15 protein-coding genes, 1 pseudogene and 1 riboswitch are annotated in these 16,881 nt (G+C 70.3%); of the genes and pseudogenes, 12 read left to right on the plus strand and 4 right to left on the minus strand.

All coding sequences use genetic code 11. The features are described 5' to 3' along the window. The first annotated feature begins 134 nt into the window (after positions 1-134). A pseudogene (locus tag ACH4VO_RS02590) lies at positions 135-402 on the plus strand (hypothetical protein). Here the strand turns inward: ACH4VO_RS02590 and ACH4VO_RS02595 are convergent. From ACH4VO_RS02595 to gcvT, 4 genes are all read right to left on the minus strand, one after another. Then, positions 389-1,774, minus strand: coding sequence for an L-serine ammonia-lyase (locus tag ACH4VO_RS02595; RefSeq protein ID WP_360984117.1), 1,386 nt, complete (start codon positions 1,772-1,774; stop codon positions 389-391). The pseudogene ACH4VO_RS02590 and the gene ACH4VO_RS02595 sit on opposite strands and share 14 nt — an antisense overlap. Before the next feature lie 154 nt (positions 1,775-1,928). Next, positions 1,929-3,188, minus strand: coding sequence for a serine hydroxymethyltransferase (glyA, locus tag ACH4VO_RS02600; RefSeq protein ID WP_360984120.1), 1,260 nt, complete (start codon positions 3,186-3,188; stop codon positions 1,929-1,931). 18 nt (positions 3,189-3,206) lie between these two features. Beyond that, on the minus strand, positions 3,207-3,584 hold the full coding sequence (gene gcvH, locus ACH4VO_RS02605) for a glycine cleavage system protein GcvH (RefSeq protein ID WP_069170569.1): 378 nt from the start codon (positions 3,582-3,584) through the stop codon (positions 3,207-3,209). 116 nt (positions 3,585-3,700) lie between these two features. Beyond that, positions 3,701-4,825 (minus strand): glycine cleavage system aminomethyltransferase GcvT, encoded by a 1,125-nt coding sequence (gcvT, locus tag ACH4VO_RS02610; RefSeq protein WP_360984124.1) that lies wholly within the window; start codon positions 4,823-4,825, stop codon positions 3,701-3,703. Positions 4,826-4,994: 169 nt separating this feature from the next. Further along, a riboswitch (glycine riboswitch) is annotated at positions 4,995-5,092 on the minus strand. 176 nt (positions 5,093-5,268) lie between these two features. Here gcvT and ACH4VO_RS02615 point away from each other — a divergent pair. The 11 genes from ACH4VO_RS02615 (at position 5,269) to ACH4VO_RS02665 (ending at position 16,860) form a co-directional block, all read left to right on the plus strand. Further along, entirely contained in the window at positions 5,269-5,943 is a 675-nt protein-coding gene (locus ACH4VO_RS02615; RefSeq protein WP_360984127.1) for an AAA family ATPase, read from the plus strand. A 158-nt stretch (positions 5,944-6,101) separates the two neighbouring features. Further along, complete coding sequence (locus ACH4VO_RS02620) at positions 6,102-6,872, plus strand: enhanced serine sensitivity protein SseB (RefSeq protein WP_360984130.1); 771 nt, start codon at positions 6,102-6,104, stop codon at positions 6,870-6,872. A gap of 167 nt (positions 6,873-7,039) precedes the next feature. Continuing rightward, positions 7,040-7,828, plus strand: coding sequence for an enhanced serine sensitivity protein SseB C-terminal domain-containing protein (locus ACH4VO_RS02625; RefSeq protein ID WP_360984133.1), 789 nt, complete (start codon positions 7,040-7,042; stop codon positions 7,826-7,828). Positions 7,829-8,204: 376 nt separating this feature from the next. Then, complete coding sequence (locus ACH4VO_RS02630) at positions 8,205-9,197, plus strand: ABC transporter permease (protein WP_360984136.1); 993 nt, start codon at positions 8,205-8,207, stop codon at positions 9,195-9,197. A gap of 44 nt (positions 9,198-9,241) precedes the next feature. Beyond that, entirely contained in the window at positions 9,242-11,005 is a 1,764-nt protein-coding gene (locus ACH4VO_RS02635) for an ABC transporter substrate-binding protein (protein WP_360984139.1), read from the plus strand. Positions 11,006-11,096: 91 nt separating this feature from the next. After that, a complete protein-coding gene (locus ACH4VO_RS02640) occupies positions 11,097-12,086 on the plus strand; it encodes an ABC transporter permease (RefSeq protein ID WP_360984142.1) in 990 nt (329 codons plus the stop codon). Further along, positions 12,083-13,192 carry an ABC transporter ATP-binding protein gene (locus ACH4VO_RS02645; protein ID WP_360984145.1) on the plus strand — a complete coding sequence of 370 codons (1,110 nt, stop codon included), beginning with the start codon at positions 12,083-12,085 and terminating at the stop codon, positions 13,190-13,192. Before ACH4VO_RS02640 ends, ACH4VO_RS02645 begins: the two co-directional genes overlap by 4 nt. Positions 13,193-13,197: 5 nt before the next feature. Beyond that, positions 13,198-14,817, plus strand: a complete 1,620-nt coding sequence (locus tag ACH4VO_RS02650; protein WP_360984354.1) for a dipeptide ABC transporter ATP-binding protein — start codon at positions 13,198-13,200, stop codon at positions 14,815-14,817. An 18-nt stretch (positions 14,818-14,835) separates the two neighbouring features. Continuing rightward, positions 14,836-15,507: a trimeric intracellular cation channel family protein gene (locus ACH4VO_RS02655; RefSeq protein ID WP_360984148.1), complete on the plus strand. Its 672-nt coding sequence runs from the start codon at positions 14,836-14,838 to the stop codon at positions 15,505-15,507. A gap of 51 nt (positions 15,508-15,558) precedes the next feature. Next, positions 15,559-16,425 carry a thioesterase family protein gene (locus ACH4VO_RS02660; protein ID WP_360984151.1) on the plus strand — a complete coding sequence of 289 codons (867 nt, stop codon included), beginning with the start codon at positions 15,559-15,561 and terminating at the stop codon, positions 16,423-16,425. A gap of 99 nt (positions 16,426-16,524) precedes the next feature. Then, a complete protein-coding gene (locus ACH4VO_RS02665; RefSeq protein WP_398440850.1) occupies positions 16,525-16,860 on the plus strand; it encodes a hypothetical protein in 336 nt (111 codons plus the stop codon). The last annotated feature ends 21 nt before the right edge of the window (positions 16,861-16,881 follow it).

Here is a 16,881-nt window from a genome sequence, read left to right on the forward strand (position 1 = left end):
GAGTTCGCGCAGCCGGTCACGTTCGAGTTGGCACTGGATGAGGGCTTCGACGTAGGCGGACATGCCGCGCTTGCCGGCGCGTGCCTTGAGGGCGGCGACGGTGCCTTCGTGGAGGGAGACGGAGACCGGGCGACATCACGCGCGACGATGCGTCCCGCGGGTTGGCGCGCGGGAAGCTGCTCGCGCTGCCTGCCGCCGTGGACCTGGAGACGGCGAACCGCGCTCTGTCCCTCAGCCGCACCACGGGGGTACGACCTCGCCGAGCACGGCGGGTACCCGTGCACGGTCTTGCGTCCGGGCAACGCCTACCGGGTCGCCACCGCCGTGCAAGCGGGGAAGGCCCCGGCAGCGCCGAAAGAACGAAACGTGCTGGTCAGGGCCTCGAACCTCAGCACTCGATGATGTTCACCGCGAGCCCGCCGCGCGCCGTCTCCTTGTACTTGACCGACATGTCCGCGCCGGTCTCCTTCATGGTCTTGATGACCTTGTCGAGGGAGACCTTGTGGCTGCCGTCGCCCCGCAGCGCCATCTTCGCCGCCGTGACGGCCTTGACGGCCGCCATGCCGTTGCGCTCGATGCAGGGGATCTGGACGAGGCCGCCGACCGGGTCGCAGGTCAGGCCGAGGTTGTGCTCCATCCCGATCTCCGCGGCGTTCTCCACCTGCTCGGGGGAGCCGCCCAGCACCTCGGCCAGGGCGCCGGCGGCCATGGAGCAGGCGGAGCCGACCTCGCCCTGGCAGCCGACCTCGGCGCCCGAGATGGAGGCGTTCTCCTTGAACAGCATGCCGATGGCGCCGGCGGCCAGCAGGAAGCGGACGACGCTGTCGTCCTTCTCGGTCTCGGTGCAGCCCCCGGCCGCGAAGTTCATGTAGTAGTGCAGGACGGCGGGGATGATGCCCGCCGCGCCGTTGGTCGGAGCGGTGACCACACGCCCGCCGGCGGCGTTCTCCTCGTTGACGGCCATCGCGTAGAGGGTGATCCACTCCATCGCGTGCGTCTGGGGGTCACCCTCGGCGCGGAGCTGGCGGGCCGAGTTCGCGGCGCGGCGGCGGACCTTCAGGCCGCCCGGCAGGATGCCCTCGCGCGACATGCCGCGCGCGACGCACGCCTGCATCACCCGCCAGATCTCCAGGAGCCCGGCGCGGATCTCGTCCTCGGTGCGCCAGGCCTTCTCGTTCTCCAGCATGAGCGAGGAGATGGACAGCCCGGTCTCACGGGCGAGCCGCAGCAGCTCGTCGCCGGTACGGAAGGGGTGCTTGAGGACGGTGTCGTCCGGGACGATCGGGTCCTCGCCGGCCACCGCGTCCTCGTCGACGACGAAGCCGCCGCCGACCGAGTAGTACGTCTTCTCCAGGAGCGGGGCGCCCTCCCGGTCGTACGCGAGGACCGTCATGCCGTTGGCGTGGTACGGCAGGGCCTTGCGGCGGTGCAGGACGAGCTGCTCGTCGGCGTCGAAGGGGATCTCGTGCATGCCGAGCAGGTTGATGCGCCCGGACGAGCGGATCTCCTCGACGCGGGCGTCGGCGCCCTCGACGTCCACCGTCCGGGGCGACTCGCCCTCCAGGCCGAGCAGGACGGCCTTGGGCGTGCCGTGGCCGTGGCCGGTCGCGCCCAGCGAGCCGTACAGCTCCGCCCGTATCGACGCCGTGTGGGCCAGCAGGCCCTCGTTCTTGAGCCGGCGGGCGAACATACGGGCCGCGCGCATCGGGCCGACCGTGTGGGAGCTGGACGGGCCGATACCGACCGAGAAGAGGTCGAAGACCGAGATGGCCACGGGAGGACTCCTAAAAGGGGCTGGTAGACGTCGTTGTCTGCCGGTGGTGCGGGACGGGCCGGTGGGCACGGGGCGCGGGGGACATGGGTGGGGGCACCGCGCGCACTCTTCAGTGTGCGCGGTGCCCCCACCCGGTGTGCAAACTGCGGAAGACCTACACGAGGCCGGGGTACAGCGGGAACTTCTCGGCGAGCGCGGTCACGCGGGCCTTCAGGCCGGCCGCGTCGTACGACGGCTTCAGCGCGGCGGCGATGATCTCGGCGACCTCGGTGAAGTCCTCGGCGCCGAAACCACGGGTGGCCAGGGCCGGGGTGCCGATCCGCAGGCCCGAGGTGACCATCGGGGGTCGCGGGTCGTTCGGGACGGCGTTGCGGTTGACCGTGATGCCCAGCTCGTGGAGCCGGTCCTCGGCCTGCTGCCCGTCCAGCTCGGAGTCGCGCAGGTCGACGAGGACCAGGTGCACGTCCGTACCGCCGGACAGGACGGAGACGCCCGCCTCGGTGACGTCCGGCTGCACCAGGCGCTCGGCCAGGATGCGGGCACCGTCCAGGGTGCGCTGCTGGCGCTCCTTGAACTCCTCACCCGCCGCGATCTTGAAGGAGACGGCCTTGGCCGCGATCACGTGCTCCAGCGGGCCTCCCTGCTGACCGGGGAAGACCGCCGAGTTGATCTTCTTGGCGAGCTCCTGCGTCGACAGGATGACGCCACCGCGCGGACCGCCGAGGGTCTTGTGCGTGGTGGTCGTGACGACGTGGGCGTGCGGCACCGGGTTGGGGTGCAGGCCCGCGGCGACCAGGCCCGCGAAGTGGGCCATGTCGACCATCAGGTACGCGCCGACCTCGTCCGCGATGCGGCGGAAGGCGGCGAAGTCGAGCTGACGGGGGTACGCGGACCAGCCGGCCACGATCAGCTGCGGCTTGGACTCCTTGGCGAGGCGCTCGACCTCGGCCATGTCCACGACGCCGGTGTCGTCGACGTGGTACGGGACCACGTTGTACAGCTTGCCGGAGAAGTTGATCTTCATGCCGTGGGTCAGGTGACCGCCGTGGGCCAGGTTGAGACCCATGATCGTGTCGCCCGGCTTCAGCAGCGCGAACATCGCGGCGGCGTTCGCCTGCGCACCCGAGTGCGGCTGGACGTTCGCGGCCTCGGCGCCGAAGAGCGCCTTGATGCGGTCGATCGCGATCTGCTCGACCACGTCGACGTGCTCGCAGCCGCCGTAGTAGCGGCGGCCCGGGTAGCCCTCGGCGTACTTGTTGGTGAGGACGGAGCCCTGCGCCTCCATGACCGCCACCGGAGCGAAGTTCTCCGAGGCGATCATCTCGAGGGTGGACTGCTGGCGGTGGAGCTCGGCGTCGACGGCGGCGGCGACGTCCGGGTCCAGCTCGTGGAGGGAGGAGTTGAGAAGCGACATCAGGGGGTCCCTTGGGTCTCAGTTGCCGGAGAACTCGGTGTACTCGTCGGCGGAGAGAAGGTCCTTCGGCTCCTCCGCGACGCGTACCTTGAACAGCCAGCCGCCCTCGAAGGGAGCGGTGTTCACCAGCGACGGGTCGTCCACGACGTCCTGGTTGGCCGCGGTCACCTCGCCGGTCACCGGCGAGTACAGGTCGCTGACCGACTTGGTCGACTCCAGCTCGCCGCAGGTCTCGCCCGCGGTCACCGTGTCACCGACCTCCGGGAGCTGGGCGTAGACGACGTCGCCGAGCGCGTTGGCGGCGAACTCGGTGATACCGATCGTCGCCACACCGTCCTCGACGGCCGACAGCCACTCGTGCTCCTTGCTGTACCGCAGCTGCTGGGGGTTGCTCATGGTCTGAATTCTCCTGTACGCGGGGGAGTGCTGGTGAACGGTGGTCTTGAGGTATGAGACGCGATTACGTCACGTCCCCGTGCGCGGACGGATTCCCGCGCGCGGGGAAGTCCGGACTACTTGCGGCGCTTGTAGAACGGGAGTGCGACGACCTCGTACGGCTCGTCCGTGCCCCGGATGTCCACGGCGACGCCCTCGGTGCCGGGTGCGGCGTACGCCGCGTCCACGTACGCCATGGCGATCGGCCGGCCCAGGGTGGGCGACGGCGCCCCCGAGGTGACCTCGCCGACGGCCTTGCCGCCGGCGGTGACCCGGAAGCCCGCCCGCGGCACCCGGCGGCCCTCGGCGACCAGGCCGACGAGCTTGCGGGGCGGGTCGGTCTCGGCGCGCTCCGCGGCGGCCAGCAGGGCCTCCCGGCCGACGAAGTCGCCCTCCTTCCCGAACTTCACGACCCGGCCGAGCCCCGCGTCGAACGGCGTCAGCGCGGTGGTCAGCTCGTGCCCGTACAGCGGCATGCCCGCCTCCAGGCGCAGCGTGTCGCGGCAGGAGAGGCCGCAGGGGATCAGTCCGTGCGGGGCGCCGGCCTCGGTGAGGGCCTTCCAGAGCTGCTCGGCGTGCTCCGGGGCGACGAACAGCTCGAAGCCGTCCTCGCCCGTGTAACCGGTGCGGGCGATGAGCGCGGGGACGCCCGCGACCGTGCCGGGCAGGCCCGCGTAGTACTTCAGCCCGTCCAGGTCGGCGTCGGTGACGGCCTTGAGGATGGCGGGGGACTCGGGGCCCTGGACGGCGAGCAGCGCGTAGGCGTCGCGGTCGTCCCGCACCTCGGCGTCGAAGTCCCCGGCACGCTCGGTCAGCGTGTCCAGGACGAGCTGGGCGTTGCCCGCGTTGGCGACGACCAGGTACTCCGGGGTCTCGGGCTCCCCCAGCCGGTAGACGATCAGGTCGTCCAGGATGCCTCCGCCCTCGGCGACGATCATCGTGTAGCGGGCCCGGCCCGCGCCGACGGTGGCGATGTCGCCGACCAGCGCGTGGTTCAGGAAGGCGGCGGCCTGGGGACCGGTGACCGTGATCTCGCCCATGTGCGACAGGTCGAAGAGGCCGGCCCGGGTGCGTACGGCGGTGTGCTCGTCGCGCTCACTGGCGTACCGCAGCGGCATGTCCCAGCCGGCGAAATCGGTCATGGTCGCGCCCAGGGAGCGATGCAGTGCATCGAGGGCGGTGAGGCGCGGGGCAGTGCTCATGGGTACGGCTCCAGGGCATGACGGCAGAGGACGGTCCCTCCCCATCTGTCATCGGAACCTGAGAGGTTCGCCGAGAGCCCCTGAAAGGGTCGGCCCGTGAAGGGCCGGCCCGCGAGAGGTCGGCTTGCACCTTGGGTGGGGCCGCGAGCGGCCCGCTTTTCAGATCTGCCTCATCCACGCGGTACGGGGCCTGAGAGATTCAAGGGAGGAACTTGCTCCTTCGGCGCCCGGCGCACACAGTGTCCGGAACTCTCCCGCGCGGATTCAAACGGCCGGTATGCAGTTGGCGGGGCCATCATCGCACGCATTGCGGGAGAGTGGGGCCCCGAGGACGTACGGACACCGGGCCGACACGGACGGCCGTAAGGCGTTGTGGCGCATTGCCTTTTCTTTACACTTCTGGGGGCAGGTCAGGCGTGGGTGACGAGTGCAGGGGGACGGCGATGACGTTGCAGCCACACACGACGGCCGCGGGTGCGGCGGGCGACGCCATGCCCGCGCAGCCGGGGGCGCCCGCCCGTGAGCGCCTGGGGCCGCCCGGACCGGTGGTGCGCGACCTCCGCGGCCGGGGCGCGCGCGCTCCGGCCTGCCTCGATTTCGCGGCCGGCGATCTGGTCGTGGTCTCCGGACTGCCGGGCAGCGGCAAGTCGACGCTGATCCGGCGCGCCGTCCGGGACCACGCCATCGACTCGCAGGACACGAGGGACCGCTGGGCGGGCACTCTGCCGGGCTTACTCCCGTACTCCCTCTACCGCCCCCTGGTGCGCGCCGCCCACTACGCCGGACTCCGTCGGGTGCTGCGCTCCGGCGGATCCGTCGTCGTCCACGACTGCGGTACGCAGGCGTGGGTGCGGCGCTGGCTGGCACGCGAGGCCCGGCGAAGGGGCCGCACCCTGCACCTCGTGCTGCTCGACGTCACCCCGGGCGTCGCCCGCGAGGGTCAGCGGGAGCGCGGCCGGGGAGTCTCGGGATACGCCTTCGCCCGCCACCGGCGGGCCGTCGGACGGCTGCTGCGCGACACCGAGCAGGGGCTGCTGCCGCCCGGGTGCGCCTCCGCGGTGATCCTCGACCGGGAGGCCGCCGGGGCGATCGGACGGATGTCGTTCACCGGCGGGTGAGGACGCGGCGGTTCGCAGACGCACATACGGCGGACTCCCGCCCCGGTGTCCGGAATCCGGACACCGGCTGATTCCGCTCCCGACCGGCCCGTGCCCCCTGCCGCCGGACCCTCTAAGGTTTCCGCGGCACCGCATGGCGAGAAAAGGACAGAGACACCGTGGAGATTCCGGTCCAGGACCAGGCGCATCGGCAGCACGGGTGGCCGGCCAACGAGTTCGAGGAAGTGCTGGGCGCGTCGCTCGGCGTGCCCGGAGCCGGCGGCCGGCTGGTGGAGGTGCTCGGCCGCAGCCAGGTCTGGGTGCCCCTGCCGAACGGCGGGGGTCCCGACAGCCCCGACCTGGACCTGCCGACCATCGACCTCGACGGCGGCGCCTACGTCCCCGTGTTCTCCTCCGAGGCCCAGTTCCGTGCCTGTGCCGGAACGCACCTCTCCTTCACCGTCGCGCCGGCCAGGGAGTTCGCCCGGGGACTGCCCCCGCAGCTCGGTATAGCCGTCAACCCGGGCGGCGCGGTCGGCATGCCGCTCCCGCCGCCCGCCGTCGCGGAGCTCTGCCGGGCCGGGCACAGCCCCCTGGACGGGCCGGCCGGCGGCGGCCGGGTCCGGCTGTACGAACCCGACTGGAAGCAGGACCCCGTCGACTTCCTCTCCGCGGTCACCGCCGAGTTCCAGGAGACCGGCGTGGTCACCACCGCCCGCAGGACGCTGGCCAGCATCGAGGGCGAGAGCCCCGTGCTCTTCGTGGGAGTCCAGTTGGACGGCTGGGACGACGCCGCCCAGAGCGCGCCGATGGACGCTCTGGGCCGCGCGCTGGGCCGGGTCCCGGTGCCCTGGCCGGTCAATCTGGTCCTGCTCGACGTGGCCCAGGACCCGGTGTGCGACTGGATGCTGGAGAAAGTGCGCCCCTTCTACCGGCGCGAGGGTTACTGAACCGGCGCCGACCGCGGCGTCAAGCCGGTGTCAGTAACGGCGCATAAGCTGGTTTGATGGCCGGGTCGTCCCGCGGGCCCGGGAGCGGCACGCGGAGCGCCGCGGCACAGCGGGACAGCGGGACAGCGATACAGCGGGACAGCGGATCGAAGAGGGGCGGGACCAGGGTGAGTGCGTCAGGCGCCGCGGCGGCCGGGCAGGTCGAGCACATGCTGCGCCAAGTGACCCCGGGGCGCCTCGACGCGTACGAGGCCCTGCTGGAGGCCCTGTCGGACGGCCGGATCTGGATGCTGCTGTGGCACGGCACGGCGGGTTCGCCCGACGCCCAGTACGGCAACATGGAGATCGGCGGCCTGGGTTACGCCCCCTGCGTGACCTCCGCCCAGGAGCTCTCCGCGAGCGGCTGGACCCGTGCCCACGAGCTCGTGACCGGCCGGGACATCGCCCGCGCGCTCTTTCCCGACCGCTGGGGGATCTGGCTCAACCCGCACGCGCCCGGCGGCGGCATCGGCATTCCGTGGCTGGACCTGCGCCGCATCGCCACCGGCCTCGACCGGATGCCCGCAGGCCCGCTGCGGCTCTCCGAACCCGCCCTGCAGATCCCGCAGTTCTACGCCCTGCTCTCCCGGAACGCCCACCGGACCCCCGCCGTCCGTTCGCTGCGCCGCGCCTGGGTGCAGCCCGCCCTGGGCGTCCCGTACCTGGCGATCGGACTGGACCTCTACGACACCGGCCGGCCCTCCGTCGACGCCGTCCGCGCGATGATGCGGGAGTCGATCGGCGTCGTCCCGGACGGGCTGCCCGTCTCCACCGTCTCGATGTCCGACGAGTACGACCCCGTCGCCATGTGGCTGCGCGCCAACGCGCGCCCGTTCTACGACCGCGAGGCCCACGCCCCGGCGGGCCCGCCGCCCGCCGCCGCGCCGGGCTACGGCTACCCGCCGCACGCCTACTGATCGCGCTGAGGAATCGTTACTCACGGCTCTGGTGACACGCATCAGCAGGGCAATCAGCCACCACATAGGCAGTGTTGGGCGACATGTCCCTTATCGCGGGTTAGTGGCCGAGAGGTCCGCTCAGTGGGCCCGGCTGTCCGCATAACGGAAACCCATTGACCGCATCACGGTTGCGCAAACATTCCCCGTCAGGTCTGGCGGGTGATCGCAAAGTGGTTGAAGACTCCAGGCAGCAGGTGGTCCATGCCCGGCACACGTCCCTTTCAAACAGGGGCGGTTCGGCCGGCGCATCACCACGTGCCTCATGTGTTTGTACGAGCCGCTACAGCGGCGGTCATGGGCCGGCCACCGTCGGCCGAGAGGGGTCTCCACCGCAATGACGGCACCTATCGAGACCACCAGGGCGGAAGTGCAGCCCGAAGCGGTGCTGGAAGGCGCCGGGCGCAAGCAGATCGAGGGCCGTTCCCTCGGCCGGATCGCCTGGACCCGCTTCAAGCGGGACAAGGCGGCGATGGCCGGCGGCATCGTTGTCATCCTTCTGGTCCTCACCGCCCTGCTGTCCAAGCCCCTCCAGTCGCTGCTCGGTCTCGACCCCGACGCGTTCAACCAGAGCCTGGTCGACCCCGTCATGCTGGCACCCAAGGGCTCCTTCGGCGGCATGAGCTGGGACCACCCGCTCGGTGTGGAGCCGCAGACGGGCCGCGACATCCTGGCGCGCATCCTCGAAGGCTCCTGGGTCTCCCTCGTGGTCGCCGTGGGCTCCACGCTCCTGTCCGTCGTCATCGGCGTCGTCATGGGGGTCGTGGCAGGGTTCTACGGCGGCTGGGTGGACAGCTTCATCAGCCGCATGATGGACACCTTCCTGGCCTTCCCGCTGCTGCTCTTCGCGATCTCCATCTCCGCCTCCCTGCAGGGTGAGGCCTTCGGGATGGAAGGGCTCACGCTGCGGATCGCCGTCCTGATCTTCGTGATCGGCTTCTTCAGCTGGCCCTACATCGGCCGCATCGTCCGCGCGCAGACCCTGTCCCTGCGCGAGCGGGAGTTCGTCGAGGCCGCCCGGTCGCTGGGCGCACGCGGTCCGTTCATCCTCTTCCGCGAGCTGCTGCCCAACCTGATCGCGCCGATCCTCGTCTACGCGACGCTGCTGATCCCCACGAACATCCTCTTCGAGGCGTCCCTCAGCTTCCTCGGCGTGGGCATCGCCCCGCCGCAGGCCTCCTGGGGCGGCATGCTCACGCAGGCGGTCGACCTCTACGAGGTGGACCCGATGTTCATGGTCATCCCCGGCATGGCGATCTTCATCACCGTGCTGGCCTTCAATCTGCTGGGGGACGGGCTGCGTGACGCACTCGACCCTCGTGGCAAGTAATCGCGGCTCTGCCGTACCGAACAAGCGAGGGGGCTTTCCTCAGCATGCAGAACAGAAAGACAGCAGCGGCCATCGCCGTGGCCGTAGCGGTGTCGCTCGGCGCGTCCGCCTGCAGTGGCAGTGACTCCGGCAAGGACGGCAGCAACGGCGCTGGGGGCAACGCCAAGGCTGACGCCGGTCTGACCAGCATCGTCAACCCGTCCGACAAGAAGGGGGGGACGGTCACGTACGAGCACGCCAGTGGCCCGGACTCCCTGGACCCCGGCAACACCTACTACGGGTGGGTGCAGAACTTCTCCCGCCTGTACGCCCGTTCGCTGGTGACCTTCAAGCCGGCCGCCGGCAAGGAGGGCCTGGAGGTCGTCCCCGACCTGGCCACCGGCCTCGGCAAGGCCAGCGCGGACGCCAAGACCTGGACGTACACGCTCCGCAAGGGCGTGAAGTTCGAGGACGGCACGGAGATCACCTCGAAGGACGTCAAGTACGCCGTCGAGCGCTCCAACTTCGCGCCCGAGGCGCTGTCCAACGGCCCGACGTACTTCAAGGCGTACCTCGAGGGCGGCGACAAGTACAAGGGTCCGTACAAGGACAAGTCGCCCGAGGGCCTCAAGTCCATCGAGACGCCGGACGACTCCACGATCGTCTTCAAGCTGAGCAAGCCGTTCGCGGACATGGACTACCTCGCCGCCTTCTCGCAGACCGCTCCGGTCCCGCAGAAGGCCGACAAGGGTGCCGCCTACGTCCAGAAGATGGTCTCCTCGGGCCCGTACAAGTTCTCGGCGTACGACGAGAGCAAGGGCGCGACGCTGGTCCGCAACCCGGAGTGGGACCCGAAGACGGACCCCATCCGCAAGGCGCTGCCGGACAAGGTCGAGCTCAAGTTCAACGTCAACGCCACCACGATCGACGACCACCTGCTCGGTGACACGATCACCGCGGGCATCGAGGGCACGGGTCTGCAGTCCAAGACCCAGCCCAAGGTCCTGGCCAAGGCCGCGGAGAAGGCGAAGACGGACAACCCGTTCGCCGGCGCCCTGCAGTACCTGGCGCTGAACGTCAACGTCAAGCCGTTCGACAACGTCGAATGCCGCAAGGCCGTCCAGTACGCGGTCGACAAGCAGAGCATGGTCGACTCCATCGGTGGCTCGGTCAAGGGCGGCCCGGCCACCACGGTCATCCCGCCGACCGTCGCCGGATACAAGAAGTTCGACCTGTACCCGTCCGAGGGCAACAAGGGTGACGTCGCCAAGGCCAAGGAGCACCTGACCAAGTGCGGTCAGCCGAAGGGCTTCAAGACGACGCTGACGGCCCGCTCGGACCGTCCTGACGAGATCACCGCCGCCACGCAGCTGCAGAACAGCCTGAAGAAGATCGGTATCACGGCCGAGATCAAGCAGTTCCCGGCCAACAAGTACTTCACCGACTTCGCGGGCGTTCCGGCCTGGGTCCACAAGAACAACGCGGGCATGATGATGATGGCCTGGGGCGCCGACTGGCCGACCGGCTTCGGCTTCCTGGACCAGATCGTGAACGGTTCGGCCATCAAGCCCTCGGGCGGCACGAACCTGATGGAGCTCAACGACAAGGCCATCAACGACCTCCTCATCAAGGGCATCGGCACCGTCGACACCACGGCGCGCAACGCGACGTGGGGCGAGGTCGACCAGAAGGTCATGGAGAACGCCTCGGTCGTTCCGCTCTTCTACCGCAAGAACCTGCTCTACCGTCCGGCCTCCGCGGCGAACGTCACAGTCGCGAACGCGTACCTCGGCATGTACGACTACGTGCTGATGACCTCGACCAAGTAACACCTGTTCATCAACAGCATCCCTTGAAAGGCAGGTGAAGGCGCCGGGCCGGCGGGCGTTACCCCGTCCGCCCGCCCGGCGCCGCACGGCTGTGGCTGCGTACATCATCCGACGCGTATTCGCCGCGGTGTTGCTGCTGCTGGTGGTCAGCGCAGTCACGTTCGCGATCTTCTTCCTCGTGCCCCGCCTCGGCGGGCAGACCCTCGACTCGATGGCCGCCCAGTACGTCGGGAAGAGCCCCGACCCGGACGTCATCGCCGCGGTCAAGAAGAACCTGGGGCTCGACCAGCCCCTGTATCTCCAGTACTGGAACTTCATCAAGGGCATCGCCGTCGGTGCCGACTACAAGTTCGGCCCCGACCCCGTCACCTGCAACGCCCCCTGCTTCGGCTACTCCTTCAAGACCCACACCGAGATCTGGCCGCAGATCGTCGACCGTATCCCGGTCACGCTGTCGCTGGCCGTGGGCGCCGCCGTTCTGTGGGTCGTCTCCGGTGTCGCGATCGGCGTGGTCTCCGCGCTGAAGCGGGGTTCGCTCTTCGACCGGCTCTCCATGGGCGTCGCCCTGGCCGGTGTCTCGCTGCCGATGTTCTTCACCGGCCTCGCCGTGCTCGCCCTGTTCGGGAACGGGGAGTACGTACCGTTCGCCGACAGCCCGATCGAGTGGGCGGGCAGCCTGGTCCTGCCCTGGTGCACCCTCGCACTGCTGTACTCCGCTCTCTACGCGCGGCTCACCCGTGCCGGGATGCTGGAGACGATGGGTGAGGACTACATCAGAACCGCGCGGGCCAAGGGTTTGAGAGAACGCAACGTCGTCGTCAAACACGGTCTCCGCTCGGCGCTCACCCCCCTCGTCACCATCTTCGGCATGGACTTCGCCCTGCTGCTCGGTGGCGCGGTCATCACCGAGAGCGTCTTCTCCTTCCAGGGCATGGGTGCGTTCGCCATCCAGGGTGTGACCACCGCCGACCTGCCCAAGGTGATGGGCGTGACGCTGGTCGCCGCCTTCTTCATCGTCATCTGCAACTTGCTGGTGGACCTCGTGTACGCCGCGATCGACCCCCGGGTGAGGCTCTCATGAGCGAGGTAAGCAAGAAGGACTCCCCGGCGGCGGACGCCGCCGAGGGCACGGTCCCCGCTCCCCGGGACGCCTCGGCCGCGGACGGGAAGGAGTTCCTCTCCGTCCGCAACCTCCAGGTCCACTTCGACACCGACGACGGCCTGGTCAGGTCCGTCGACGGCGTCAGCTTTGACCTGAAGGCCGGCCAGACCCTCGGCATCGTCGGTGAGTCCGGCTCCGGCAAGTCCGTGACCTCGCTGGGCATCATGGGCCTGCACACCTCCGAGCGGGCCCGCATCAGCGGTGAGATCTGGCTCGACGGCGAGGAGCTCATCAGCGCCGGCGCCGAGCGGGTGCGGAAGCTGCGCGGCCAGAAGATGGCGATGATCTTCCAGGACCCGCTGTCGGCCCTGCACCCGTACTACAGCATCGGCGCGCAGATCGTGGAGGCGCACCGGGTCCACAACAAGGTCGACAAGAAGGCCGCGAAGAAGCGCGCCATCGAGATGCTCGACCGGGTCGGCATCCCCGAGCCGCACCGCCGCTACGACGACTACCCGCACCAGTTCTCCGGCGGTATGCGCCAGCGCGCCATGATCGCGATGGCCCTGGTCAACAACCCGCAGCTGCTCATCGCCGACGAGCCGACGACCGCCCTGGACGTGACCGTCCAGGCGCAGATCCTCGACCTCATCCGCGACCTGCAGAAGGAGTTCGGCTCCGCGGTCGTCATGATCACCCACGACCTCGGCGTCGTCGCCGAGATCGCGGACAACCTGCTGGTGATGTACGCGGGCCGCTGTATCGAGCGCGGCAGCGCCGAGAAGGTGTTCTACGAGCCCCAGCACCCCTACACCTGGGGCCTCCTCGGCTCGATGCCGCGCATCGACCGGGAGCAGACCGAGCGGCTCATCCCCGTCAAGGGCTCGCCGCCCAGCCTCATCAACGTCCCGTCGGGCTGCGCCTTCCACCCGCGCTGCCCGTACGCGGACATTCCCGCGGACAACATCACCCGCACCGAGCGTCCGGAGCTGCAACTGGTCAGCGACGGGCACTACTCCGCGTGCCACATGTCGCGTGAGCAGCGGGACCGGATCTGGACCGAAGAGATTGCGCCGAAGCTGTGACTGATCTGAACGAGAAGACTCCCGCGTCCGGCGCGGACGGGTCCGACGGGTCCGGGTCCGAGCCGCTCCTCAAGGTCACCGGCCTGGCCAAGCACTTCCCGATCACCAAGGGCGTGCTCAAGCGCAAGGTCGGCGCGGTCCAGGCCGTCGACGGACTCACCTTCGACGTGCGACCCGGGGAGACCCTCGGCGTCGTGGGCGAGTCCGGGTGCGGCAAGTCGACCATGGGCCGGCTGGTGACCCGGCTGCTGGAGCCGACCGGCGGCACGATCGAGTTCCAGGGCCGCGACATCACCCACCTGTCGGCGGGCCGGATGCGGCCGATGCGCCGCGACATCCAGATGATCTTCCAGGACCCGTACGGGTCGCTGAACCCCCGCCACACGGTCGGCGGGATCGTCGGCACCCCCTTCCGCCTCCAGGGCGTCAAGCCCGAGGGCGGTGTGAAGGCGGAGGTCCAGCGGCTGCTGGAGCTCGTCGGGCTCAACCCCGAGCACTACAACCGCTACCCGCACGAGTTCTCCGGCGGTCAGCGCCAGCGCATCGGCATCGCCCGGGCGCTCGCGCTGAAGCCGAAGCTCGTCGTCGCGGACGAGCCGGTCTCCGCGCTGGACGTGTCGATCCAGGCGCAGGTCGTGAACCTGCTGGACGACCTCCAGGAGGAGCTCGGCCTCACGTACATGATCATCGCGCACGACCTCTCGGTCATCCGCCATGTCTCGGACCGGATCGCGGTCATGTACCTCGGGAAGATCGTCGAGCTGGCCGACCGCACGTCGCTGTACGAGGCGCCGATGCACCCGTACACGACGGCGCTGATGTCCGCCGTGCCGGTACCCGACCCCCGGCGGCGCGGAGCCAAGAGCGACCGCATCCTGCTCAAGGGCGACGTCCCGTCGCCGATCTCGCCGCCCACCGGATGCCGGTTCCACACCCGGTGCTGGAAGGCGACGCAGGTCTGCAAGACGACGGAGCCGCCGCTGCTCCAGCTGAAGACCGGGCACCAGGTGGCGTGCCACCACCCGGAGAACGGCGAGGACCAGGTGCCGGGCGACGCACCGCTCGTCGCCGACGTCATCACGGTGACGTCCGTGGGTGCGGCGAAGCCGGCGGGTGCCGAGAAGCCGGCGAGTGCCGAGAAGCCGGCGGAGACGGCCGTGGCGGCGGAGACCGCTGCGGCGGTCGAGTCTGTCGAGACCGGGGAAGCGGCCGAGGCGGTCGAGGCTGCTGAGGTGGCTGAGTCGGCCGGTGCGCGGGAAGCCGTAGCCGCCGAGAAGCCGGCCGTGGCGCCTGAGGTGGTTGAGCCTGCTGGGCCGACCGGGGCTGTTGAGGCGGCCGAGGTGACTAAGGCGACTGAGGCGGCCGACGCGCAGGAGTCCGCAGCCGCTGAGAAGCCGGCTGAGCCTGTCGAGTCGCCCGGGGCTGCTGAGGTGCTTGAGCCGGCCGAGGCTGCTGAGGTGGATGGGTCCGCTGAGGCTGACGAGGCCACCGACGCGGCGCCCGCCGCGGAGTCCCCGGACGCGCCTGCGGGCGAACCGGGCGAACCGGCGGCACCCGCCGAGGGTGCCGGGGGCGGGGACGCCGCCGCTCCGTCCACCGAGGCGGGGGACACACCGAAGAAGTAGTACCGGCACAATTGCCCGGTGCTCAACGAACTCTTCACTCCCTCCGTCCAGCATGCGCTCGACATCGTCGGGATCTTCGTCTTCGCGATCTCGGGCGCCCTGCTCGCCGTACGCAAGAACTTCGATGTCTTCGGCATCGCCGTACTCGCCGAGGTGACAGCGCTGGGCGGAGGGATCTTCCGTGACGTGATCATCGGCGCCGTCCCTCCGGCCGCCTTCACGGACCTCGGCTACTTCCTGACCCCCCTGCTCGCCGCCGGCCTGGTCTTCTTCCTCCATCCGCACGTGGAGCGGATCCAGGTCGGCGTCAACGTCTTCGATGCGGCCGGGCTCGGGCTCTTCTGCGTCTCGGGCACCGTGAAGGCGTACGACTACGGACTCGGCCTCACCGCGTCCGCCGCACTGGGACTGGCCACCGCGGTCGGCGGGGGCGTGCTCCGCGACGTACTGGCCAACGAGGTCCCGTCGCTGCTGCGCTGGGACCGGGACCTGTACGCGGTGCCCGCGATCGTGGGCGCCGTCCTCGTGGTCCTGTGCATCCGCTTCGAGGCCCTCAACGCCTACACCAGTGCCACCGCGGTGGTCACCGCGTTCGTGCTGCGCCTGTTGGCGCTGCGTTACCACTGGCGCGCGCCGCGCGCCTACAACCGGCGCTCGGCCACGGCGGAGGAGGCTCCCGCCGGCACCTGACCGCAACAAAAAGCTACCGCTCAGTAATGGGATCGGTGTACGGTGCATGCCATGGCACAGGCAGCAACGCAGGCACCGCGCGCAGCGCAGGCGACCATCGGCGACAGTGAGTTCGACCGCGACACCGCCGTCACGCTCCGCGAAGAGGGCGTCTACGACGCAGAGCTCTCCGCGGGATGGACGATCTTCCACGCCGTCAACGGCGGCTATCTCCTGGCCATGCTCGGCCGGGCACTCGGCGAGGCGCTTCCGCACTCCGACCCCTTCTCGGTCTCCGCGCACTACCTCACCTCCTCCGTCCCCGGCCCCGCGGTGATCCGGACCCAGGTCGTGCGCACAGGGCGCACGCTCTCCACCGGCGAGGCCTCACTCTTCCAGTACGCGGAGGACGGCACCGAGGTCGAACGCATCCGGGTCCTGGCCACCTACGGCGACCTCGACGGCCTGACCGGCGAGATCCGCACCTCCGCCGAGCCGCCCGCCATCCCGGCGTGGGACCGGTGCCTCGGTCCGGGCGACGGGCCGGCGCCGATCCCCGGCAGCTCCGCCATCACCGAACGGCTCGACATCAAGCTCGACCCGGCGACGATCGGCTGGGCCGTCGGCGCCCCGTCCGGCAAGGGTGAGATGCGCGGCTGGTTCGCTCTCGCGGACGGCCGTGACGCGGACCCGCTCTCGCTGCTGCTCACCGTGGACGCGCTGCCGCCGACCTCGTTCGAGCTGGGCCTGAAGGGCTGGACGCCCACCATCGAGCTCACCACGCACATCCGCTGCCGTCCGGCCCCCGGACCGCTGCGGGTCTCCATCACCACCCGCAACCTGGCGGGCGGCTTCCTGGAGGAGGACGCGGAGGTCTGGGACAGCGCCGGCCGGCTCGTGGCCCAGTCCCGCCAACTGGCCCGGGTACCCCGCGGCTGACACCCTGGCCGACGGTCCCGCGGGTCCCCGGAGGGCCGACGGCTCCGGGGGTCCCCGGACTGTCCCGGCACGGGGACGGTCCCGCGTCATCGGGGTGCGGTGAACTCCGCCCGGCCGCTCTCCGTCCTCCTGCCGCTCCGGACCCGCGGCCTCATCCCGGCGGCGCAGCCGGCCGGGCGCCCGGAGGTCTCCGTACGCACCGTCCACCGGGGACGTCGAGGCGCTGTCCGCGACCGGGGGATGCCCGCGTACCCGGAACGGGGACGCAACGGCGGGATCGCCCTGCTGCCGCGCTTCCGTACGGATGCCACCGGCCTCACCGCCGACGAGAGGCGTGCCCTGTTCGTCCTCGCCGCCGCGGGCGCCCACGCCGCCCGCAGCGGCGACGTGTCGCTCGGCTCGGCCCCACCCAAGGTGACGGCTTGCGCAAGGTGACGGCCGCGCTCCCCGCTCCGC

This window comes from Streptomyces sp. NPDC020780, assembly GCF_044334475.1.
Classification (GTDB): domain Bacteria; phylum Actinomycetota; class Actinomycetes; order Streptomycetales; family Streptomycetaceae; genus Streptomyces.